The sequence below is a fragment of the Pantoea sp. RG18 genome (genome assembly GCF_025910075.1).
GTDB lineage: Bacteria > Pseudomonadota > Gammaproteobacteria > Enterobacterales > Enterobacteriaceae > Pantoea > Pantoea agglomerans.
The window spans coordinates 189,861-211,324 of record NZ_JAPCIL010000009.1; the positions used below are offsets into that span (position 1 = coordinate 189,861).

The 21,464-nt window shown below is 54.8% G+C and carries 19 protein-coding genes; 9 read left to right on the forward strand and 10 right to left on the reverse strand.

The features are described from left to right. The first annotated feature begins 595 nt into the window (after nt 1–595). The 3 genes from OK409_RS11955 (at nt 596) to OK409_RS11965 (ending at nt 5,096) form a co-directional block, all read left to right on the forward strand. Nucleotides 596–2,167, forward strand: coding sequence for an ABC transporter substrate-binding protein (locus OK409_RS11955; RefSeq protein ID WP_264367106.1), 1,572 nt, complete (start codon nt 596–598; stop codon nt 2,165–2,167). A 119-nt stretch (nt 2,168–2,286) separates the two neighbouring features. Then, the gene (locus OK409_RS11960) at nt 2,287–3,789 is read left to right on the forward strand and encodes a helicase HerA-like C-terminal domain-containing protein (protein ID WP_264367107.1); all 1,503 of its coding nucleotides are present in this window, start codon (nt 2,287–2,289) and stop codon (nt 3,787–3,789) included. A 26-nt stretch (nt 3,790–3,815) separates the two neighbouring features. After that, nucleotides 3,816–5,096: a DUF445 domain-containing protein gene (locus OK409_RS11965; RefSeq protein WP_033759683.1), complete on the forward strand. Its 1,281-nt coding sequence runs from the start codon at nt 3,816–3,818 to the stop codon at nt 5,094–5,096. A 9-nt stretch (nt 5,097–5,105) separates the two neighbouring features. Here OK409_RS11965 and OK409_RS11970 read toward each other — a convergent pair whose 3' ends face one another. After that, complete coding sequence (locus OK409_RS11970; RefSeq protein WP_083070279.1) at nt 5,106–6,014, reverse strand: LysR family transcriptional regulator; 909 nt, start codon at nt 6,012–6,014, stop codon at nt 5,106–5,108. 101 nt (nt 6,015–6,115) lie between these two features. Here OK409_RS11970 and OK409_RS11975 point away from each other — a divergent pair, with 101 nt between their 5' ends. After that, entirely contained in the window at nt 6,116–6,751 is a 636-nt protein-coding gene (locus tag OK409_RS11975) for an NADPH-dependent F420 reductase (protein ID WP_264367108.1), read from the forward strand. A 148-nt stretch (nt 6,752–6,899) separates the two neighbouring features. Here OK409_RS11975 and lptG read toward each other — a convergent pair whose 3' ends face one another. Next, complete coding sequence (lptG, locus tag OK409_RS11980) at nt 6,900–7,976, reverse strand: LPS export ABC transporter permease LptG (protein ID WP_010251648.1); 1,077 nt, start codon at nt 7,974–7,976, stop codon at nt 6,900–6,902. Beyond that, nucleotides 7,976–9,076: an LPS export ABC transporter permease LptF gene (gene lptF, locus OK409_RS11985; RefSeq protein WP_010671780.1), complete on the reverse strand. Its 1,101-nt coding sequence runs from the start codon at nt 9,074–9,076 to the stop codon at nt 7,976–7,978. The genes lptG and lptF overlap by 1 nt, the downstream gene beginning before the upstream one ends. 268 nt (nt 9,077–9,344) lie before the next feature. On the opposite strand from lptF, the gene pepA reads away from it, so the two are divergent. The 3 genes from pepA to OK409_RS12000 all read left to right on the forward strand — a co-directional run bounded on the left by pepA (nt 9,345) and on the right by OK409_RS12000 (nt 14,241). Beyond that, the gene (gene pepA, locus OK409_RS11990) at nt 9,345–10,856 is read left to right on the forward strand and encodes a leucyl aminopeptidase (protein ID WP_010251654.1); all 1,512 of its coding nucleotides are present in this window, start codon (nt 9,345–9,347) and stop codon (nt 10,854–10,856) included. A 65-nt stretch (nt 10,857–10,921) separates the two neighbouring features. Further along, a complete protein-coding gene (locus tag OK409_RS11995) occupies nt 10,922–11,380 on the forward strand; it encodes a DNA polymerase III subunit chi (protein WP_010251657.1) in 459 nt (152 codons plus the stop codon). Nucleotides 11,381–11,385: 5 nt separating this feature from the next. After that, a complete protein-coding gene (locus tag OK409_RS12000; RefSeq protein WP_010671782.1) occupies nt 11,386–14,241 on the forward strand; it encodes a valine--tRNA ligase in 2,856 nt (951 codons plus the stop codon). A 52-nt stretch (nt 14,242–14,293) separates the two neighbouring features. On the opposite strand, the gene OK409_RS12005 is transcribed toward OK409_RS12000, so the two are convergent. From OK409_RS12005 to OK409_RS12015, 3 genes are read right to left on the reverse strand one after another with little or no spacing between them, the layout of a single operon-like run. Then, a complete protein-coding gene (locus OK409_RS12005; protein ID WP_052061771.1) occupies nt 14,294–14,815 on the reverse strand; it encodes a hypothetical protein in 522 nt (173 codons plus the stop codon). Next, complete coding sequence (locus OK409_RS12010) at nt 14,812–15,174, reverse strand: tlde1 domain-containing protein (RefSeq protein ID WP_010671784.1); 363 nt, start codon at nt 15,172–15,174, stop codon at nt 14,812–14,814. The genes OK409_RS12005 and OK409_RS12010 overlap by 4 nt, the downstream gene beginning before the upstream one ends. Nucleotides 15,175–15,224: 50 nt before the next feature. Then, nucleotides 15,225–15,704, reverse strand: a complete 480-nt coding sequence (locus OK409_RS12015; RefSeq protein WP_010671785.1) for an Hcp family type VI secretion system effector — start codon at nt 15,702–15,704, stop codon at nt 15,225–15,227. 305 nt (nt 15,705–16,009) lie between these two features. On the opposite strand from OK409_RS12015, the gene OK409_RS12020 reads away from it, so the two are divergent. Continuing rightward, on the forward strand, nt 16,010–16,510 hold the full coding sequence (locus OK409_RS12020) for a GNAT family N-acetyltransferase (protein WP_010671786.1): 501 nt from the start codon (nt 16,010–16,012) through the stop codon (nt 16,508–16,510). Here the strand turns inward: OK409_RS12020 and OK409_RS12025 are convergent. The 4 genes from OK409_RS12025 to rraB all read right to left on the reverse strand — a co-directional run bounded on the left by OK409_RS12025 (nt 16,505) and on the right by rraB (nt 20,232). Beyond that, entirely contained in the window at nt 16,505–17,290 is a 786-nt protein-coding gene (locus OK409_RS12025; protein WP_179256850.1) for a histidine phosphatase family protein, read from the reverse strand. The two genes, OK409_RS12020 and OK409_RS12025, sit on opposite strands and share 6 nt — an antisense overlap. A 10-nt stretch (nt 17,291–17,300) precedes the next feature. Beyond that, entirely contained in the window at nt 17,301–18,629 is a 1,329-nt protein-coding gene (locus OK409_RS12030) for a hypothetical protein (RefSeq protein WP_192033827.1), read from the reverse strand. Between the two features lie 370 nt (nt 18,630–18,999). Beyond that, nucleotides 19,000–19,761 carry a tRNA isopentenyl-2-thiomethyl-A-37 hydroxylase MiaE gene (gene miaE / locus OK409_RS12035; protein ID WP_010671789.1) on the reverse strand — a complete coding sequence of 254 codons (762 nt, stop codon included), beginning with the start codon at nt 19,759–19,761 and terminating at the stop codon, nt 19,000–19,002. 54 nt (nt 19,762–19,815) lie between these two features. Then, complete coding sequence (rraB, locus tag OK409_RS12040; protein ID WP_010251675.1) at nt 19,816–20,232, reverse strand: ribonuclease E inhibitor RraB; 417 nt, start codon at nt 20,230–20,232, stop codon at nt 19,816–19,818. A gap of 160 nt (nt 20,233–20,392) precedes the next feature. Here rraB and argF point away from each other — a divergent pair, with 160 nt between their 5' ends. After that, complete coding sequence (argF, locus tag OK409_RS12045; RefSeq protein WP_033780487.1) at nt 20,393–21,400, forward strand: ornithine carbamoyltransferase; 1,008 nt, start codon at nt 20,393–20,395, stop codon at nt 21,398–21,400. Nucleotides 21,401–21,464: the final 64 nt, after the last annotated feature.

Below are 21,464 nucleotides of genomic sequence, written 5' to 3' on the forward strand. Positions count from 1 at the left end.
ACGCGGCACAGACGACGGCAGAACAGACAAGGGCAGGTAGAATTATGGTTCGGTGACTAACGGAACTTATCGGTTAATAACCTGGCAATCTTAGGGATATAGATATGTCTGAATGTAAAAATTGAATTTAAGATGTGTCTTAGTGAAAGTTTATCATGGTGTTGCGAAAGGGTTGCGGAGAGGTAAAAGATTTACAGCGCGGAAATCGGGGGTAAAACCGCATAAACATCGGGTATTTAACTCTTTTAACGCAGGAATGAGGGTTATTATTTTCGCCCTGACATCATCACGCCAAATAACCGATAAAAAAATATCATACTTCCATACAAGAGAATGATTCTCATCGTTAACACTATAGTGACTTTGATAGTCATACAATCAGACTGTGCGCAATTTGTGATCGCCGGAGTAAAACCGGCTTTATTCCGCCCGCTGTAAAATGACAACGAAATAATTACTGACCGTCATTATCTTATTTTGTCTCTTTGCCTGAACGACTACGCTAATAATTGTGCAAAGCTCATAAGAAACCCGCATTTGGAGATTATCCGGCGCCCGATAGAGTAGAGCTATCAACGACTCAGGATAACCCTCCATGCGAAAAACACTCTTGTCCCTGTTTACGGCTCTGGCACTGGTTCACCCGGCACACGCCGCCACGCCTGACGACACCCTGGTGATTGCCGTTCCGCTTGATGGCATCATCAGTTTCGACCCGGCGGAAAGTTTTGAGACCGTCAGCAACAGTAGCCTGCGCAATATCTACCAGACGCTGCTGGAGCCGGATCATCAGAATCCGCAGCAGCTCTCACCGCTGGCTGCCACGCGCTGGCAGGCAGGCAAAACGCCTCATAGCCTGGTGTTTGATCTTAATCCGCAGGCCCGCTTCGCCAGTGGTCATCCCGTGACCGCACAGGATGTGGTCTTCTCATTAACCCGCGCGGTAAAACTCAATAAAGCGCCCTCTTTTATTCTGGGTGAATTTGGCTGGACGCCAGAAAACATCGATCAGCAGTTCACGGTGATCAACGACCACCAGCTTGAGCTGCGCTGGCCAGCGGAAATCGGCAGCGATCTGGCGTTGCGCCTGCTGACCGCACCGGTCTCCTCCATCGTCGACAGCAAACTGGCGCAGCAGCACGCCAGCAACAACGATTACGGCAATAGCTGGCTGAAGGTGCACTCCGCCGGTAGCGCCGCCTATGCCATCAAACAGTTTGTGCCGCTGCAGGCGCTGGTGCTGGAAGCCAATCCCAATAGCATCCGGAAGCCGCATCTGAAGCGGGTATTGCTGAAAGGTGTGGCCGATCCGGGCAGCCGCCGTCTGCTGATCCAGCAGGGTGATGTGGATGTCGCCTATCAGCTCGGCCCGGATCAAATTACCGCGCTGAAGAACACCGCCAATGTGCGTATTGATGCCTTCCCTTCCAGCCTGGTTTATTACATCGGCTTTAATACCCAAAGCCCGCAGCAACCAGCGCTGGGGAATCCGGCGCTCTGGCAGGCGGCACGCTGGCTGGTTGACTATGACAGCCTGGCGAACCAGCTGCTGAAAGGTCAGTACCGCATTCATCAGAGCTTCCTGCCGGACGGCTTCGATGGTGCACTGAACACGACACCGTTCCATTACGATCTGAAAAAGGCACAGGCGATACTGCAAAAAGGCGGCATCAAACCTGGCACCCATATCGCGCTGACGGTGGTAAACCAGCCGCCTTATATTGATGTGGCGCAGGCACTGCAGGCCAGTTTTGCCAAAGCGGATGTGCAGCTTGATATCCAGCCGGTGGCGGAATCGGAGCTGTGGAGCAAAATGCGCAGCCGTGACTTCCAGGCCATCTTTACTTACTGGGGCGCGGACTACATCGATCCCAATACCAATGCCAGCACCTTTGCCTATAACGTGCCGGGCGGCGGCAAAACCCTGGCGTGGCGCGTCGGCTGGACGATTCCGGAGCTGAGTGCACAGACCCGCGCCGCCGCCGGAGAGAGCGATGCGGTGAAACGTCGTAATCTCTACACCGGGCTGCAAACCCGCATCCAGCAGGATTCGCCGTTTGTCATGCTGTTACAGGGCGCAACCCAAGTGGCGGTGCGCAGCAACCTCAGTCACCTGCAGCAGGGCATCGGCGTCAGCCTGCTCAATTTTGAAGAGGTGCAGAAGTAAACCACTGTTGCAGGCCGCTGCTCCCCGGGCAGCGGCCTTTTTTTGGTGAATAGTTCTCCTCCTGTGCCGCTCCGGCTTGCTATCCTTCAGGCATAACCCAATGCCTGAGAGTGGAAATCATGACTTCCCCGCTACTGATTGCCCGTACGCCAGACGTCGAACTTCATCTGTTACCGCAAATGGCTAACCGCCACGGCCTGATCACCGGCGCGACCGGCACCGGTAAAACCGTTACGCTGCAGAAACTGGCTGAATCGTTCTCCGCCAGCGGCGTGCCGGTCTTTATGGCTGACGTTAAAGGCGATTTGACCGGCGTGGCGATGGCTGGCCAGTCCAGCGAAAAGCTGCAGGAGAGGCTGGCGAAAATCGGCGTCACCAACTGGCAGCCGCTGAGCAATCCGGTGGTGCTGTGGGATATCTTCGGCGAGAAAGGCCATCCGGTTCGCGCTACCGTCTCCGATCTCGGGCCGTTGCTGCTGGCGCGACTTCTGAACCTGAATGAGGTGCAGAGCGGCGTATTGCAGATTATTTTCCGCATCGCCGATGACCAGGGTTTGCTGCTGCTGGACTTCAAAGATCTGCGCGCCATGACCCAGTACATCGGTGACAACGCCAAAAGCTTCCAGACCCACTACGGCAACATTAACAGCGCCTCGGTCGGCGCCATCCAGCGCGGGTTACTGACGCTGGAGCAACAGGGCGCGGAGCATTTCTTTGGTGAACCGATGCTGGATATCGCCGACTGGATGCGCGTCGACAGCAACGGCAAAGGCGTCATCAACATCCTCTCCGCTGAGAAGCTCTACCAGATGCCGAAACTCTACGCCACCAGCCTGCTGTGGCTGCTGTCGGAGCTTTACGAGCACCTGCCGGAAGCGGGCGATCTCGATCAGCCAAAGCTGGTGTTCTTCTTTGATGAGGCGCACCTGCTGTTTACCGACGCGCCGCCGGTGCTGCTGGAGAAAATAGAACAGGTCATGCGGCTGATCCGCTCCAAAGGGGTCGGCGTCTGGTTCGTCACCCAGAACCCGGCGGATATTCCCGATCGGGTGCTGGGCCAGCTCGGCAACCGCGTTCAGCACGCCCTGCGCGCCTTCACCCCTAAAGATCAGAAAGCGGTAAAAACCGCCGCCGATACCCTGCGCGCCAATCCGGCGTTTGACAGTTTCGAGGCGATTCAGGCGCTGGGCACCGGCGAAGCCCTGATCTCCTTCCTGGATGCCAAAGGCAGCCCGTCGGTGGTAGAACGCGCCATGGTGATCGCCCCCGGCTCACGTATGGGTCCGGTCACAGGCGATGAACGCAACGGCCTGATCAACCATTCACCGCTCTATGGCAAATATGACAGCGAAGTTGATCGCGAATCGGCATTTGAGAAGCTGCAAAAAGGGTTTCAGGCCGCCAGCGATCAGGCCAGCGCGCCTCCGGCGAAAGGCGACGATGTCGCGGTAGATAACGGCATTCTCGGCGGGCTGAAAGAGATCCTGTTTGGCCGTACCGGCCCGCGCGGCGGCAAGCACGATGGCGTGGTGCAGACCATGGCGAAAAGCGCCACGCGCCAGATTACCAATCAGATCATCCGTGGCGTACTCGGCAGCCTGCTGGGTGGTCGTCGCCGATGAAACCGGCTCTCTGCTAAGATCAGGATATGGATAAACAACACGAACTGAAACGGACGAAACGTCTGGCGCTGCTGCTGTTACTGCTGGCTGCAATTACCTTTATCGTTACGCTTTTTCTGCCGCCCGGCTTCTGGGTCAGCGGCGTAAAAGCGATTGCGGAAGCTGCGATGGTCGGCGCGCTGGCGGACTGGTTCGCGGTGGTCGCACTGTTCCGGCGCGTGCCGGTGCCCTTTATCTCGCGTCATACCGCCATCATTCCGCGCAACAAAGATCGTATCGGTGAAAACCTCGGTCGCTTTGTGCAGGAGAAGTTTCTTGATACCGACTCGCTGCTGAATCTGATTCGCCGTCACGATCCTTCCAACCTGCTGGCGCAATGGCTGAATGCGCCGGGCAATGCTGACCGCATTGGCCGCCATCTGCTGCAGGTGATGCGCGGCTTCCTGGACCTGACCGATGACACCCGGATCCAGAATTTTATGCGCCGCGCAGTACATCGCGCCATCGACAAGGTCGATCTCAGCCAGACCAGCGCCCTGCTGCTGGAGAGCCTGACGAAAAACAACCGTCATCAGGCGCTGCTGGACGCGGCAATCGAACAGCTGCTGAAGCTGCTGCATAAGCCCAGTACCCGCGAGTTTATTGCCATGCAGCTGGTGCGCTGGCTGAAACGCGAGCATCCGATTAAAGCCAAAATGTTGCCGACCGAATGGCTGGGCGAGCACAGCGCCGAGCTGGTGGCAAACGCAGTCGATTCACTGCTGGATGATGTGGCGCTGGATCAGGGGCATGAGCTACGCCTCGGCTTCAATCGGGCGGTCGACAAACTGATCGTTAAACTGCAGAACGACCCGGAAATGGCAGAGCGTGCCGAGGAGATCAAAGGCTGGCTGAAAGAGGATGCTTCCTTTAACCGCTATATCGGCGAACTGTGGAATGATATGCGCAACTGGCTCAAGGCGGATCTCAGCAGCGATGATTCACGGGTGCAGGAGAAAGTACGCGGTGCAGCATTGTGGCTGGGTGAAACCCTGGCGGCCGACCCGGCGCTGCGTGACTCGATGAATCAGCATCTGGAACAGGCCGCACGCAGCGTTGCGCCAGAGTTTGCTGGCTTCCTGACGCGCCACATCAGCGACACCGTGAAGAGCTGGGATGCACGCGACATGTCGCAGCAGATCGAACTTAATATCGGCAAAGATCTGCAGTTTATCCGCATCAACGGCACGCTGGTTGGCGGCACCATCGGGCTGATCCTCTACCTGTTGTCGCAGCTGCCCCAGTTACTGCCGCTGCTGAGCAGATAACCGCCTGGTTTAGCCAGATGTGGGTGGATAGAGGCCAAACTCGGTGATAATGGCGCTAACAAAGCTGCGGATTTTCACCGTCTGGCGGCGGCCCGCCGGGATCAGCACATGCATGGGTCGTGCTGGCCCGGCATAATCGGGCAGCACCTGGACCAGCCGGCCCTGTCTGATCTCTTCAGAGAGAATGGTGGCCGGCCCCAGGGTAATGCCATAACCCTCCAGCGCCGCATGCAGCAGCGCTTTCCAGTCATTTGATCGCATGCGCCCCTGCGGATGCACCTCTTCAACCTTACCGGCCTGACTGAATACCCAGCGGCAGGGTTTTGAGGGCGACCAGATGCCATAAACGAGACAGGCGTGGTTCACCAGCTCCGCTGGCGTGGCGGGAACACCGTGCCGCGCCAGATAGGCTGGCGACGCGCAGGCTATCAGCCGGTAGGGCTGCAGTGGGTGGGCGATGATCGAACTGTCCGCCAGCGCACCAATCCGGATCACCACCTCATAACCCTCTTCAAACGGATCGACCAGCCGATCGCTGAGTTCAAGATCGACCTGCGTTTCCGGAAATCGGTCAAGATAGCGGGTCACAAACGGCGCCAGGCTAAAAGAACCAAACGTGACCGGGGCGCTGACCTTCAGCGTACCGGACGGCCGCTGCTGCATATCCAGCGCGATCGCATCCGCTTCCTGCACCTCTGCCAGCACGATTTTGCAGCGTTCGAAATAGTTGCGGCCCACATCCGTCAGACTTTGTCGTCGGGTGGTGCGATGCAGAAGCAGCGTACCGAGATGCTTCTCCAGCATGGCGATATGCTTCGCCACCATCTGCGGTGAGATTTGCAAATGCCCGGCGGCTGCGGCAAACGAGCCCGATTCCGCGACGGTAACGAACACGTTCATGCTGGTAAGCCGATCCATGATTCCCTCCTGTTGGTTGTTTATATTGCGTCTGTTTGTCGATTTATTCACCTCCTGTTTTTAATTAAGGTCAGTGCGTGAAACTCATCAAGGAGAAACGTATGAAAATAGGCATTATTGGCGCAGGCTTTGTTGGCCGGGCGATTGCAAAACTGGCGATTCAGGCAGGACATCAGGTGATGCTCAGCAACTCGCGCGATCCACGAACGCTGTTCAGCCTGAAACCGATGATTGGCTGTGAAACCGGCACCGCCACCGAGGCCGCAGAGTTCGGCGACGTGGTGGTGATTGCCGTGCCGCTCACGGCAACGGAACAACTTCCGGCCACAGAATTGCGGGGAAAAATCGTGCTTGATGCGGTCAATTACTATCCCGACCGCGATGGCGAAATTGAAGAGCTGCTCAATGGCCGCATCAGCACCAGTGAACGGCTTGCCCGCCTGCTTCCTGACAGCCGCGTCACCAAGGCATTCAATGCCATCCGCATGACCGATCTTGAAACGCAGGGCCTGCCGCCGGGCGATGCCAACCGGCAGGCGTTACCGCTGGCGGGGGATGATAGCGAAGGGAAAGCGACCGCCACGGCATTATATGAAGCCTTTGGATTTGATGCCGTGGATGCGGGAGCATTAGCGGAAGGCTGGCGTTTCGAGCGTGGGACGCCCGCCTATTGTGTAGCCCTGAACAGAGAGCAACTTATCAGGACACTGAAAGAGACGACCCGGCACTCCGCATAAACAGGGCATCAGCGCAGAATAAAGCCGCTGAAACAGTTACTCCCACACGGCTGCAAAACGTAAAGCGATGGGAGCCTGCTCTGAGCCTGAACACCGGTCACAAAAAAGGCCGCTTGCGCGGCCTTTTCTTTTACTGCATTCATTGCGCTTAGCGCCGCTTAATCAACATAAACATACTGATAGCGAAGAACGCAAAACTCGGCAGAATCGCTCCCAGAATCGGCGGCAGACCGTAAACCAGGCTCAGCGGACCGAAAATCTGGTCCAGCACGTAGAACAGGAAGCCAAAACTGATACCGGTTACGACACGCACACCCATCGACACGCTACGCAGCGGTCCGAAGATAAACGACAGCGCCATCAGCATCATCACCGCCACCGACAGCGGCTGGAAGATTTTGCTCCACATATTCAGCTGATAACGTCCCGACTCCTGGCCGCTCTGCTTCAGATATTTACTGTAGCTATGCAGACCGCGAATCGATAACGCGTCCGGATCCAGCGCAACCACACCCAGCTTGTCCGGCGTCAGATTGGTTTTCCACTCGCCACTCAGGCTCTGTGAACCGGTAATCTGTTTAGGATCGGTCAGGTTAGACTCATCAACCTGCGACAGTATCCAGCGCTTCTTAGCCGCATCCCAGGTCGCCGTCGCCGCGTAACGCACGCTCTGCAGACGACGCTGATCGTTAAAGCTGTAGATGCTCACGCCATCAATTTCGTTGTCGCCTTTAATGCGCTCGATAAAGATAAAGCTATTGCCATCTTTCGCCCACAGACCGTTCTGCGTCGAGACCAGTGCGCCACCGTAAAGCTGCTGCGCCCGGTAATTACGCGCCATCTGCTCGCCCGACGGCGCAACAAACTCACCTATCGCCATGGTCAGCAACACCAGCGGAATCGCCGTTTTCATCACTGACAGCGCAACCTGCATGCGGGTAAAGCCCGCCGCCTGCATCACCACCAGTTCACTGCGCTGCGCCAGCGCGCCCAGTCCCAGCAGTGCACCCAACAGAGCCGCCATCGGGAAAAAGATCTCAATATCTTTGGGTACGCTCAGCAGGGTGTAGTAACCGGCACTCAGCGCGTTGTAGCTGCCCTGGCCGGTCTTGCGCAGCTGATCGACGAACTTGATGATGCCGGAAAGCGACACCAGCATGAACAGCGTCAGCATAATGGTATTGAAAATGGTTTTACCGATATAGCGGTCAAGTACGCGAAACATCAGACCGACCCTCCGCGGGTAAAGCGGGCGCGAATCCGACGCATCGGCACCGTATCCCACAGGTTAAGGAGCACCGCCAGCACCAGATAGCTGATATTCACCACCCACATCCAGAGCGCCGGATCGAGCCGCCCTTTCGCGCCGCTCGACTTCAGCGAGCTCTGCAACAGGAAGAAAATCAGATAGAGCATCATGGCGGGCAGCATCGACAGCACGCGCCCCTGACGTGGGTTCACCACGCTGAGCGGCACCACCATCAGCGCCATCACCAGCACCGCAAACACCAGCGTCAGACGCCAGTGCAGCTCGGCCTGAAACTCAGGTGTCTTATTCGCGAACAGGTCAGTCAGACTCGCCTGTTCTGCATCGTTAGGATCGAGCGTTGCCGCTTTATAACCCACAATGGCCTGATAATTGGTGAAGTCGGTGATACGGAAATCACGCAGCAGAGCGGTGCCCTCAAAACGGGTGCCTTTATCCAGCGTCACCACCTGCGAGCCATCTTTATGCTGCTCCATGTGACCGCTGTCAGCCAGCACCACCGACGGTCGCGCGTTACCCTTTGGCCGTAACTGCGCCAGGAACACGTTACCAAAGTTGTTGCCCTTCACATCCTCGACAAACAGCACGGCGCTGCCGTCGCTGGAGGTCTGGAACTGCCCGGCAGCCATTGCCGCCGCGCCCGGGTTCGCTTTGGCGTTCTGCGTCACCTCATCCTGATAGCGGGATGACCACGGCCCCAGCCAGATGACGTTCACGGCCGCCACTATCGAGGTAAACAGCATCAGTACCATCGCCGCTTTCACCAGGACGGCCTTACTCAGGCCGCAGGCGTGCATCACGGTAATTTCACTTTCCGTGTAGAGCCGCCCCAGCGTCATCAGGATCGCCAGAAACAGACTTAAGGGCAGTATAAGTTGTGCCATTTGAGGCACACCGAGTCCTAACAAGGTCAGAACGAGGTTTGTCGGCACTTCGCCATCCACCGCGGCACCCAGGATCCTGACTAACTTCTGACAAAAGAAGATGAGTAGCAGGATAAACAGGATAGCCAGCTGGCTTTTGAGCGTTTCCCGAACCAGATATCTAATGATGATCACGCTTAGTACGCCTGTGAAAACTTGTCTTTTTGCAGGAAAATCGCTAGTTTCAACGCTTATCAGCCATTTTTCTTCATCAATGGCCGTCGCCGTAGCTAAATTTGTATGAAAAACGCGTCCGGGTGGTGAAAAAACAACATCTTGTCACCCTGATTCATTATGACCTCCAGCAGCAGAATGTCATGCTGCGACGATGAATAAATGGGTCATGAGCGCGCTACATTCTAGCGGCAGCAGCGGCCGTTGTCTTTAAGATTCAGGAGAGTGCATGGAGTTCAGTGTAAAAAGCGGAAGCCCGGAAAAACAGCGCAGTGCCTGCATTGTCGTTGGCGTTTTCGAACCGCGTCGTCTGTCACCGATTGCCGAGCAGCTGGATAAAATCAGCGACGGCTACATCAGCGCCCTGCTGCGCCGCGGCGAGCTGGAAGGAAAAGTGGGCCAGACACTGCTGCTGCATCATGTGCCAAATATCCTGTCCGAGCGTATTCTGCTGATTGGCTGCGGTAAAGAGCGTGAGCTGGATGAACGCCAGTACAAGCAGGTCATTCAGAAAACCATTAACACGCTCAACGACACCGGCTCAATGGAAGCGGTCTGCTTCCTGACCGAACTGCATGTCAAAGGCCGCAACACCTACTGGAAAGTGCGTCAGGCAGTAGAGACCTCAAAAGAGGCGCTCTACAACTTTGACCAGCTGAAAAGTAACAAAGCGGAGCCACGTCGTCCGCTGCGCAAGCTGGTCTTTAACGTGCCGACCCGCCGTGAACTGACCAGCGGCGAACGGGCGATCCAGCATGGATTAGCAGTCGCGGCCGGTATGAAAGCGGCTAAAGATCTCGGCAACATGCCACCTAATATCTGTAACGCCGCCTATCTGGCGTCACAGGCGCGTCAGCTGGCGGATGCCTTCAGCAAAAATGTCACCACCCGCGTCATTGGCGAACAGCAGATGAAAGAGTTGGGCATGAACGCCTATCTCGCTGTCGGGGCCGGTTCGCAAAACGAATCGCTGATGTCGGTAATTGAGTACAAAGGCAATCCGGATGCGGAAGCGCGTCCGATTGTGCTGGTGGGTAAAGGGCTGACCTTTGACTCCGGCGGCATCTCCATCAAGCCTGCCGACAGCATGGACGAAATGAAGTATGACATGTGCGGCGCGGCCGCCGTCTATGGCGTGATGCGTATGGTGGCAGAGCTGAATCTGCCGCTGAACGTGGTTGGCGTGCTGGCGGGCTGTGAAAACATGCCGGATGGCCGATCGATGCGTCCGGGCGACGTGCTGACCACCATGTCTGGCCAGACGGTTGAGGTGCTGAACACCGATGCCGAAGGCCGCCTGGTCCTGTGCGATGCGCTGACCTATGTTGAACGTTTCGATCCGGAAGTGGTGATTGACGTTGCGACGCTGACCGGTGCCTGCGTGATTGCGCTGGGTCATCACATCAGCGGCCTGCTGTCGAACCACAATCCGCTGGCGCATGAGCTGATCAGCGCCTCGGAGCAGTCAGGCGATCGCGCCTGGCGTCTGCCGATGGCGGATGAGTTCCAGGAGCAGCTGGAGTCCAACTTTGCCGATATGGCGAACATTGGTGGCCGTCCCGGCGGCGCGATTACCGCCGCCTGCTTCCTGGCACGCTTTGCCCGCAAATATAACTGGGCACACCTGGATATCGCCGGTACCGCCTGGCGCTCCGGCAAGGCCAAAGGCGCCACCGGACGTCCGGTGCCGATGCTGTCGCAATTTCTGTTGAATCGGGCAGGATTGAACGGCGACGATTAAGCGCCCTCTTTTCTGACAGCAAGGGCGGATATCATTCCGCCCTTGATCTTCTGATGAGCAAACCGATGAAAAACGCAACCTTCTACGTGCTGGAAACCGATGCAACGAGCGATGGCCTTAGCGCCGTTGAAGCGCTGGTGTGCAATCTGGCGGAAACACGCTGGCGGGCCGGAAAGCGGGTGTTGATCGCCTGCGAAGATGAACAGCAAGCCATTCGACTTGACGAAGCGCTGTGGCAACGACCGGCAAACGCCTTCGTGCCGCATAACCTGGCGGGTGAAGGCCCGCGCTACGGTGCGCCGGTTGAGCTGGCCTGGCCACAGCGTCGCGGCAGTTCACCGCGTGACCTGCTGATTAGCCTGCTGCCCCACTTCGCAGATTTTGCTACTGCTTTCCATGAAGTGATAGACTTCGTTCCTTACGAAGACACGCTCAAACAACTGGCGCGCGACCGCTATAAAGCGTATCGCAGCGTTGGATTCCAATTGAATACGGCAGCGCCACCACAGCCGCAAACGACATAGCAGAAATGGAAAAGACATATAACCCGCAAGATATCGAGCAGCCGCTTTACGAGCATTGGGAAAAGCAGGGCTACTTCAAACCGAATGGCGATACCAGCCAGGAAAGCTTTTGCATCATGATCCCGCCGCCGAACGTCACCGGTAGCTTGCACATGGGTCACGCCTTCCAGCAAACCATCATGGACACCATGATCCGTTACCAGCGCATGCAGGGGAAAAATACCCTGTGGCAGGCCGGTACTGACCACGCGGGCATCGCCACGCAGATGGTAGTTGAGCGCAAAATTGCGGCTGAAGAGGGCAAGACGCGCCAGGACTATGGCCGTGATGCGTTCATCGACAAAATCTGGCAGTGGAAAGCAGAGTCCGGCGGCACCATCACCCGCCAGATGCGCCGTCTGGGCAACTCCGTCGACTGGGAGCGCGAGCGCTTCACCATGGACGATGGCCTTTCCAACGCCGTGAAAGAGGTGTTTGTTCGCCTCTATAAAGAGAACCTGATCTACCGTGGCAAACGCCTGGTGAACTGGGATCCAAAACTGCGTACCGCAATCTCCGATTTGGAAGTGGAAAACCGCGAGAGCAAAGGCTCGATGTGGCATATCCGCTATCCACTGGCTGACGGCGCAAAAACCGCCGACGGCAAAGATTACCTGGTGGTCGCCACCACCCGTCCGGAAACCCTGCTGGGTGATACCGGCGTCGCCGTTAACCCGGAAGATCCACGTTACAAAGATCTGATCGGCAAATTTGTGATGCTGCCGCTGGTTGGCCGCCTGATCCCTATCGTTGGCGACGAACATGCCGACATGGAAAAAGGCACCGGCTGCGTCAAGATCACCCCGGCGCATGACTTCAACGACTATGAAGTCGGCCGTCGTCACAAACTGCCGATGATCAACATCCTGACCTTCGACGGCGATATCCGCGACCGTGCTCAGGTGTATGACACCAATGGCGAAGCCAGCGATGCCTGTTCCGATGAGATCCCGGCGGCTTTCCAGAACATGGAACGCTTCGCGGCGCGCAAAGCGATTGTTGCCGCTGTCGATGAACTCGGCCTGCTTGAAGAGATCAAACCCCACGATCTGACCGTGCCTTACGGCGACCGTGGCGGCGTGGTTATCGAGCCGATGCTGACTGACCAGTGGTATGTGCGTACCGCACCGCTGGCGAAAGTCGCGGTTGAAGCCGTTGAAAACGGCGACATCCAGTTTGTACCGAAGCAGTACGAAAACATGTACTTCTCCTGGATGCGCGATATTCAGGACTGGTGTATCTCCCGTCAGCTCTGGTGGGGTCACCGCATCCCGGCGTGGTATGACGACAACGGTAACGTCTACGTCGGCCGCACCGAAGACGAAGTGCGCGCTGAGAACAACCTGGCCGCCGATGTGGCGCTGCGTCAGGATGATGACGTGCTGGATACCTGGTTCTCCTCAGGTCTGTGGACCTTCTCCACCCTGGGCTGGCCGGAAAACACCGAAGCGCTGCGTACTTTCCATCCGACCAGTGTGCTGGTCAGCGGCTTCGACATCATCTTCTTCTGGATTGCCCGCATGATCATGCTGACCATGCACTTCATCAAAGATGAAAACGGCAAACCACAGGTACCGTTTAAAACCGTCTACATGACCGGTCTGATCCGTGATGAAGAAGGTCAGAAGATGTCGAAATCCAAGGGCAACGTGATTGACCCGCTGGATATGGTCGACGGCATTTCACTGGAAGCACTGCTGGAAAAACGCACCGGCAACATGATGCAGCCACAGCTGGCGGAGAAAATCCGCAAACGTACCGAGAAGCAGTTCCCGGACGGCATCGAGCCATCAGGCACCGATGCGCTGCGTTTCACCCTGGCGGCGCTGGCCTCTACCGGTCGCGACATCAACTGGGACATGAAGCGCCTGGAAGGCTATCGCAACTTCTGTAACAAGCTGTGGAACGCCAGCCGCTTTGTGCTGATGAACACCGAAGAGCAGGATTGCGGACAGAATGGCGGCGAAATGACGCTGTCGCTGGCAGATCGCTGGATCCTGACCGAGTTCAACAACACGGTGAAAGCGTACCGTGAAGCGCTGGATAGCTACCGTTTCGATATCGCGGCTAACCTGCTGTATGACTTCACCTGGAACCAGTTCTGCGACTGGTATCTGGAGCTGACCAAGCCGGTCATGAACAGCGGCAGTGAATCTGAACTGCGTGGCACCCGTCATACGCTGGTTCACGTGCTGGAAGCGCTGCTGCGTCTGGCGCATCCGATCATTCCGTTTATCACTGAAACCATCTGGCAGCGCGTGAAGGGGCTGAAAAATATCAGCGACGACACCATCATGCTGCAGCCTTTCCCGCAGTACGATGCGGCGAAAGAAGATGCCGAAGCGAAAGCGGACATCGAGTGGATGAAGCAGGCGATCGTGGCGGTGCGTAATATCCGTGCCGAGATGAACATCGCACTGAGCAAGCCGCTGGATGTGCTGCTGCGTGACTGCTCGCCTGCGGCACTGCGTCGCGTTGAAGCCAACCGCAACTTCCTGTCGCGCCTGGCGCGTCTGGAAAGCCTGACCATTCTGCCTGCGGGCGAGAAAGGTCCGGTGTCGGTGACCAAACTGGTCGAAGGCGCAGAGCTGTTGATCCCGATGGCGGATCTGGTGGATAAAACCGCCGAGCTGGAGCGTCTGGCGAAAGAGCTGGTTAAGCTGGATGTAGAAATCGAGAAGATCGAGACCAAGCTGGCGAACGAAGGCTTTGTTTCGCGTGCCCCGGAAGCGGTGGTGGCGAAAGAGCGCGAACGCGTAGCGGACCTGCAACAATCAAAAGCAAAACTGATTGAACAGCAGGCGGTCATTGCGGCGCTCTGATTGATTCCTCGCTCTGAAAAAAACCCCGCGCTCTGGCGCGGGGTTTTTTATATCATTTTTTCGATGACACCCTTCTCGTCCTTGTTTCAGCAGCAAGATGATCATGACTCTTTTCTAATACAGACAGGCATCTTTTTTCCCGGTCACTTTCTGACGTTAACTGAGTAAGCGCCGTGCGGGCTTTTAAAAAGTACGCATCTGTTTCATCCGGAGTCAGCTCAATAAATGGCATGCCGCATAGCTTATTAACATTGCCTTGATTAACGTATTTCATTACCGCGCCAGGATTTTCAGGTAAGGCATAGGCCATCGCGATGTCCAGACCTTCCTGAAAAGAGGTTGCGCCTAAGAATGGCGATCGATTAAGAATGGGGTAAAGTTCAATCCAGCGTGTCCGGCCCTGAGAAAGATATTCTGTTATCTTGTCATAATCAGCATCTGAAAGTGAACTGCTGTCATTATTGCGGGATGCCGTAATCACTTTATCTGACAAAACATGTTCTGCAGAATTGAACCTTCCTGATGAACAGGAGACGGAAAACAATGCTAATAGCAAAATAATGAGCCATTTCATTTCACTATTAACTCCCTGTCGCCGCTATCCGCAATACTTTTTCTTACATTGAAAGACGCGACAATACAGCCATTCGAAGCGGTACCAAAGCCGTTATCTCCATGAATAAGAAATCCGGCGCGACCACACATATTGTTACCCGCATAAGGTATCAGACGGAGAACAAATCGTCCGGCTGTAGGATGCTTTGCCATAGGACTGGCAATCTTATACTTTCCTGCTGGCAAAGGACCTTTGTTCACCTCACATGCTAATGCAGGATCGTCTTTATATCCTTCAGCCCCGGCATATAACGCATCGAATTTATAGACACCATCTCGTGTAAAAGATCGCTTTCTGACGTCATAGACCCATGTCATACACGCTCCTTAAAATGACTCACAGAATTGCTGCGCCATTGATAGTTGAATTATGTGCGTTCCTTCCATGAATCGGAGTGCTGAATATTGCCATCACAGTACTTCCAGGTGATTTTTTCATAGCGCAGCGTTACTGACTCAAGATGGTTCATATTTTCAATGGATTTGATGTTATGCATGAGTGGATTAACCGACACCACTTTCACTCCTTCAATGAACATATTGAAGTACTCCTCTTCCTGGCCAGCGTGATTAATACGGTACCATTTTATTTCAGCTGACCTGAGTGTTTGCCCGGAGGAGACTGCTTTATAGAGATAAGGGCTGGATGAGTCGAATTCTTTTTCGAATTCTAATGCACTATGAACACGCGTCCCTGTGAGTTTACCGGTGTGAGGATCGACCGGTATGCTCAAACCATGCATGAAACTAAGTACTTCAATACTTCCTTCTCGATGTTGGACGTCAACTGATCCTTTGATATCTGCGCCACCATCATCTTTCAGCCATAGGTAAGCTGGAATTGCCATGAAATTAATCCTTTAATTAGCGTTAAAGATATTAACTTACAGGAGTAGCAGTCAGCATTTTTGATTTACATCAATTAAGACAAACAAATTGATTGTGAAGTAATCAGCACTATTAAGACCAGAAGATAGAAACAATTCCTTATTACTGAACATAGTAAGGTGTAAATGATAAAACAGATTTTCAAGTGACATTAAAAAACATGACGCTTTTAAAGCCTCCCTGCATTGTCAGGAATATTGCTTTTACATGACGATAATGTTACTTCTGGTAAATGTCTAACCGATTTACATAGCTCAACTCCCACATGATTTCTGACTCTCAGCACCTTCAGGTGCGGCCGATTACTGCCGCCGATAATCCGCATATCGCCCAGGTGATCCGCGATGTTTCCGCGGAGTTCGGCCTGACGGCTGACAAGGGCTACACCGTTTCCGATCCGCAGCTCGACCAGCTGTTTGAGCTCTACAGTGCCGAACAGAGCGCCTACTGGATTGTTGAGTATCAGGGCAAGGTGGTCGGCGGCGGCGGTGTTGCGCCGCTCGCCTGCAGCGCGCCCGATATCTGCGAACTGCAAAAGATGTACTTTCTGCCAGAGGTGCGCGGTCAGGGTCTGGCACGCGAACTGGCGCTGCGGGCGATAGAACATGCACGCAGCCACGGTTTCCGTCGCTGCTATCTGGAAACCACCGCCAGCCTGACGCGGGCCATTAAACTTTATGAGTCACTCGGCTTTGAGCATATCGACAGCGCGATGGGCTGCACCGGCCATGTCGACTGCGAAGTGCGTATGTTGCGGAAGTTATAAGCCGCGCTCTACGTAACTCATATCGTTGATGGATTCAATCACGAACTCTCCGCTGTCGGTATAGCGCAGCCGGGTTACGCTCGCATTGTCCAGCGTCTGGTTTAACGACGTATCGCCAAGCGCCTGCAGTAGCGCTGTAATCGCCAGGCCATGCGTGACCACCAGAACGTTACCGCCGCCCTGCTGCCGGGCCTGCTGCGCTATCTCAGTCAGGCTATCGACCATTCGCTTCGCAACCTGCTGATAGCTTTCGGCCATGCCTGCTGATTTAATGCCTTTCAGTGCCGGCGTGCCTGACGCTTCCGCCTGCCGGATAGCGTCTATGATCCTGTCGACATGAACCTTGCCTTTGCCATAGGCCTCCATTAGCGCCGTGTCGGATGCAAATCCCAACTGATGGGCGGCATCGTTCAACATATTATTATTCAGATCGCCCTCATACAGGCCAAAGCCCACTTCCCGCAATTCCCGGCGTTCGTTCAGCGGCAGCGGCGTTTTCCATGCCTGCATCACAAGCTGCGCGGTTTCTCTCGCTCTGCCAGCATCGCTGGACCAGACGGCGATAAACGGGATCGTCTGCAGACCGCGTCCCAGCTTTTGCGCCACCTCCACGCCCGCTGGCGTTAACGGAGTATCTGCCCATCCCTGCGCGCGATGCACCGTGTTGAACATCGTTTTACCGTGCCGCGTAACGTAGAGAGTGACATCGGCGGCAAGGGCTTCGCCTGCGACAGCCCCAACCACAATAAGAATCAGCAACGCTTTAAAAATTCTTTTCATCGTATTTTCCTTATCTGAACAGATTTAATTTATATTCAACCGCGATCTCTGCAGAAAGGCTGGGAGAACGCATATATTTCCCTTGCGCATTAAAAACCGGGGTTTCTTTATTATTCTTATATGACCAGCCATAACCGAATAGCGTAAAGACCGATAAATCCTTCAGGACCGGATGGGGTTCGATGAAGCGGTTTATGAGCGCGACTTCCCCCGAACGTATACGCGTATTACGGTAATTAAACTGTCCATAGTTAATCTGAAATCCGCTAAAAATGCCTTTTGAAATTTCAAATTCCGTCTGCGACACCAGCGCCAGTTCTTTATCACGGGTATAATCTTTTCCGGCAGAGGTCAGGGCGTTGAAACGCCCACGGGTATTTTTTGTCAGCGGACGCACATAATATCCCACCGCATTATGTTTGGGTGCCGAAGTCCAGGCGGCAGCGAATTTCTGTGTCCATCTGTCGTTAATCCAGTCTGCTTCACCGACATAGTGCCACGCGTGGTTATCGTACGATCTTTTGCTGGCCGCCATGCTTTTATAATTTTCCAGCCCCTGACTGCCATAAATTTGAGAGGACAAGCGCCAGTCCGGCGAGAGCGAGTAATTCGCTTCGATAACATGACGCCGCTGGTAGGCTTCCGCTTCGCCAAATGCGTAGGCGAGACGTCCGCGATCACCGGTATAGCTCAGTGCGCCGGTATAGATCGCATTAATTTTTCGTCGGTCCTGGGTTTGCAGGGCAAGACTCTCCGGCGAGTCGTGGCGAAGCGTTTTGGTCACGTAAGCCAAATCCAGCCGTATCTTCTGCACGTTCAGCGCGCCGCTATAGCCTGAGTAACTGTTGCGTGACAAGCGGTCCGTGGTGGTCAGCACGCCGATGTTTTTTAACTCCTGCCAGCCCGCTTTTCCTTTAAATCCCGCATTCGCGTCCCCCAGCTTCACTTTCAGATAGCGTTCACCAAACTTGCTGAAGCCGTGCGCGTCAGCTTTTTGCTGATGACCGCCGCTGTCGTAAAGCAGGCCGCGCGTGGCAAAGTAGTCGCTGGCTCCCAGCCTGATCGTTCGGGTATAAGTTGCATCGAAACCCAGCCAGTCCCACTGATAGCCGGAACGAAAATTCAGGCTTGCCGCCTGTCCCCAGGCATTATGAACAGCGGTAGGCTGCGCTTCATTTTCCTTGAGATACTTCCAGTGATTACGCAGTCTGAGATCGAGTTGCGAATCACGCAGGAAAGCATTGTCAGAGAACGATAATGCGTCGGAAAAGTCAGCCCATGCGCCAGATGGCTGCAAAAACAGTAAAATAAATAACGGAATACCGCGCTTTCCCCTCATGTTAATGACTCCTTCCATTAAATGCTTATTAGCAAAACTGGCCGGGCGAAAAAAGTCGCTGATTCTTTTCCCCGGCTATAGCCGGTGCAAAAAAAAACCTGATTCACAACCCTCTCTGGCAAAGAGGCGTTATGAATCAGGTTTTGCTTGAAAAATAACAATCCTAATCCGGCAAGAGCACTATAGTTATTCCGCAAAGAAAAAACAGAAGAGATAAAATATTTTGTGAGGGGTCACTCAAATTATATTTTTCGGAGGTAACGCGTTCATATTAGATTAACAGTTAATACTTATCTTTTTATTATTAATAAAATCAACCCGGTTCAATATAAAAAATAAACGGCCATCGTAAGAGCGCCGTTTACTCTAATCAGAACGCCGGTACGCCGCTGTGAAAGCGTAATTCGTTGTCGGGTTCGCTAATTAACCGCCCTTCTGTTGCCCCAATCACCTGCACCCGCGGCGTGATATCTCTGGTGGCAATCTGCGCCGCCAGGGTTAAATAGTCCTGATAATGCCGCGCCTCTGAGCGCAACAGCGACAGATAGAACTTCGCCAGTTCGTCATCAAGATAAGGTGCCAGACTGGCGAAACGCTCGCAGGAGCGCGCCTCGATGTAAGCGCCGCATATCAGCTTATCCACCAGCGTTTCCGGTTCATGGGTGGTGACTTCGCGCAGCAGCGATTTGGCATAGCGGCTGGAGGTGATCTTCTGATAGACCAGCCCGCGCGACTGCATAATTTCCCACACCTGATAGAAGTGATGCAGCTCCTCTTTAATCAGCAGCACCATCTTCTCCACCAGCTCATCCGCCCACGGCAGCGCATTGCGCACGATGATACGTTTTGTCAGGTTCTTATGGGCGTTGATAAAGTCGCTGTCGCCATCTTCGCGGAAGATAAAATCTTCATAAGGTTTCAGCCACGCCAGAATGGCGTCGCCACTGGGTTTGTCGGCAACATATTTGCGGATCAACCACACCGCGGTCTGCGCGGCTTTCAGTTCGCACACCAGATGGTCGGTTAACAGCAGGGTCAGATTTTCCGGCTTGCGCGCCTCATCAATCCAGGCCTGTGGCGTGCGGCAGTGCAGAAACTGATAGATAGGTTCAAGTAAGGGTGCGTAGTTCATGATGTTAAAACAGGTGGCAGGGGTGACAGGCGGAGAACTCTCCGCCCCGGCTACTTAGTGGCGAATACCATCATCATCTTCATCTTCGATGGCGTCGTCATCTTCATCTTCGGCATCGGGATCTTCAAAATAGGTGCCCCAGCCGTCGTAATCGACGTTGTACTTACCAATCAGGTTCACCAGCTGCTCAACCTGCACATCGATCAGTTCAGGCTTCAGGGCGGATTCGCTGATGATGTCGACGCACATCACGGTGGTGCCATCTTCCAGCTCCAGCTCTTCCGGCTCGGTCACTTCATAACCCAGCTTGAACGCATCAACGGCCGCTTTTTCCAGCGAATCAAAATTATTGCATGAGAGATGGTGCTCGATGGTATAGAGCGCATCAGGATCGCTGCCATCCTCCAGCAGCTCTTCGATAATCTGCCGCGTCTCTTCCTGCTGCTCTTCCAGTAATGCTTCATATGCCATGACGATATCCTCTCTGAGTTCGGCAATAATCAATTATTTTCCCATACTGCCCGTCGCGCCACTACACAAAACGAAAAGTTTATTAGCCCTGCACTTGAAAATGCATATTCATACGGTTAGATTGAATTTTAATTCACTTTAATGATTACCGGAGTGTTGTATGAGTCAGCTGTATCAGCGCCATTTCCTCAGGCTTCTGGATTTTACGCCCGCCGAGATTGATCACCTGCTTACCCTTTCCGCTGAATTGAAACGGGCGAAAAAAAGTGCCCAGGAAGTGCAGCATCTGAAAGGTAAAAACATCGCGCTCATCTTCGAAAAAGACTCGACCCGTACCCGATGCTCTTTCGAAGTTGCCGCTTACGATCAGGGTGCGAACGTCACCTATCTTGGCCCGAGTGGCAGCCAGATCGGCCATAAAGAGTCGATGCGCGACACCGCGCGGGTGCTGGGCCGGATGTATGATGGCATTCAGTATCGCGGTTACGGACAGGAACTGGTGGAAACGCTGGCGGAACATGCCGGTGTGCCGGTGTGGAACGGCCTGACCACCGAGTTTCATCCGACCCAGCTGCTGGCCGACCTGCTGACCATGCAGGAGCATCTGCCGGGCAAAAAACTCAGCGAGATGACGCTGGTTTATGTAGGTGATGCGCGCAACAACATGGGCAACACCATGCTGGAAGCCGCCGCACAGGTGGGGCTGGATCTGCGTCTGGTGGCACCAAAGAGCTGCTGGCCAGAGGAGCAACTGGTGGCGCAGTGCCGCGCAGCCGCGCAGCAGACCGGCGGGAAAATTACCCTCACCGAACATATTGCCGACGGCGTGAAAGGCGCTGACTTTATCTACACCGATGTCTGGGTGTCGATGGGCGAAGCCAAAGCGGTGTGGGCCGAGCGTATCGCGCTGCTGCGTGACTATCAGGTGAACCGGGCGATGCTCGATCTGACCGGCAACCCGCAGGTTAAATTTCTGCACTGTCTGCCCGCCTTCCACGACGATCAGACCACGCTGGGCCAGCAGATGGCGGAACAGTACGATCTGCCCAACGGCATGGAAGTGAGCAACGAGGTGTTCGAATCACCACACAGCATTGTGTTCGACCAGGCTGAGAACCGGATGCACACGATTAAAGCGGTAATGGTGGCCACGCTGGGCCAGCGCTGACCGACCAGCATCGTGCGGCTGAGGACGCTGAGTTGCGTCTGCTCATACCGGCCTATTCATCCGC

Bases quoted from the DNA above. Each gene is read 5' to 3' on its own strand.
- OK409_RS11955 (WP_264367106.1), top strand. From the start codon at position 596: ATGCGAAAAACACTCTTGTCCCTGTTTACGGCTCTGGCACTGGTTCAC.
- OK409_RS11970 (WP_083070279.1), bottom strand. From the start codon at position 6,014: ATGGATCGGCTTACCAGCATGAACGTGTTCGTTACCGTCGCGGAATCG.
- OK409_RS11975 (WP_264367108.1), top strand. From the start codon at position 6,116: ATGAAAATAGGCATTATTGGCGCAGGCTTTGTTGGCCGGGCGATTGCA.
- OK409_RS12000 (WP_010671782.1), top strand. From the start codon at position 11,386: ATGGAAAAGACATATAACCCGCAAGATATCGAGCAGCCGCTTTACGAG.
- pepA (WP_010251654.1), top strand. From the start codon at position 9,345: ATGGAGTTCAGTGTAAAAAGCGGAAGCCCGGAAAAACAGCGCAGTGCC.
- argF (WP_033780487.1), top strand. From the start codon at position 20,393: ATGAGTCAGCTGTATCAGCGCCATTTCCTCAGGCTTCTGGATTTTACG.
- OK409_RS12010 (WP_010671784.1), bottom strand. From the start codon at position 15,174: ATGACATGGGTCTATGACGTCAGAAAGCGATCTTTTACACGAGATGGT.
- miaE (WP_010671789.1), bottom strand. From the start codon at position 19,761: ATGAACTACGCACCCTTACTTGAACCTATCTATCAGTTTCTGCACTGC.
- rraB (WP_010251675.1), bottom strand. From the start codon at position 20,232: ATGGCATATGAAGCATTACTGGAAGAGCAGCAGGAAGAGACGCGGCAG.
- OK409_RS12020 (WP_010671786.1), top strand. From the start codon at position 16,010: ATGATTTCTGACTCTCAGCACCTTCAGGTGCGGCCGATTACTGCCGCC.
- lptG (WP_010251648.1), bottom strand. From the start codon at position 7,976: ATGTTTCGCGTACTTGACCGCTATATCGGTAAAACCATTTTCAATACC.
- OK409_RS11995 (WP_010251657.1), top strand. From the start codon at position 10,922: ATGAAAAACGCAACCTTCTACGTGCTGGAAACCGATGCAACGAGCGAT.
- OK409_RS12025 (WP_179256850.1), bottom strand. From the start codon at position 17,290: ATGAAAAGAATTTTTAAAGCGTTGCTGATTCTTATTGTGGTTGGGGCT.
- OK409_RS12015 (WP_010671785.1), bottom strand. From the start codon at position 15,704: ATGGCAATTCCAGCTTACCTATGGCTGAAAGATGATGGTGGCGCAGAT.
- OK409_RS11960 (WP_264367107.1), top strand. From the start codon at position 2,287: ATGACTTCCCCGCTACTGATTGCCCGTACGCCAGACGTCGAACTTCAT.
- OK409_RS11965 (WP_033759683.1), top strand. From the start codon at position 3,816: ATGGATAAACAACACGAACTGAAACGGACGAAACGTCTGGCGCTGCTG.
- OK409_RS12005 (WP_052061771.1), bottom strand. From the start codon at position 14,815: ATGAAATGGCTCATTATTTTGCTATTAGCATTGTTTTCCGTCTCCTGT.
- OK409_RS12030 (WP_192033827.1), bottom strand. From the start codon at position 18,629: ATGAGGGGAAAGCGCGGTATTCCGTTATTTATTTTACTGTTTTTGCAG.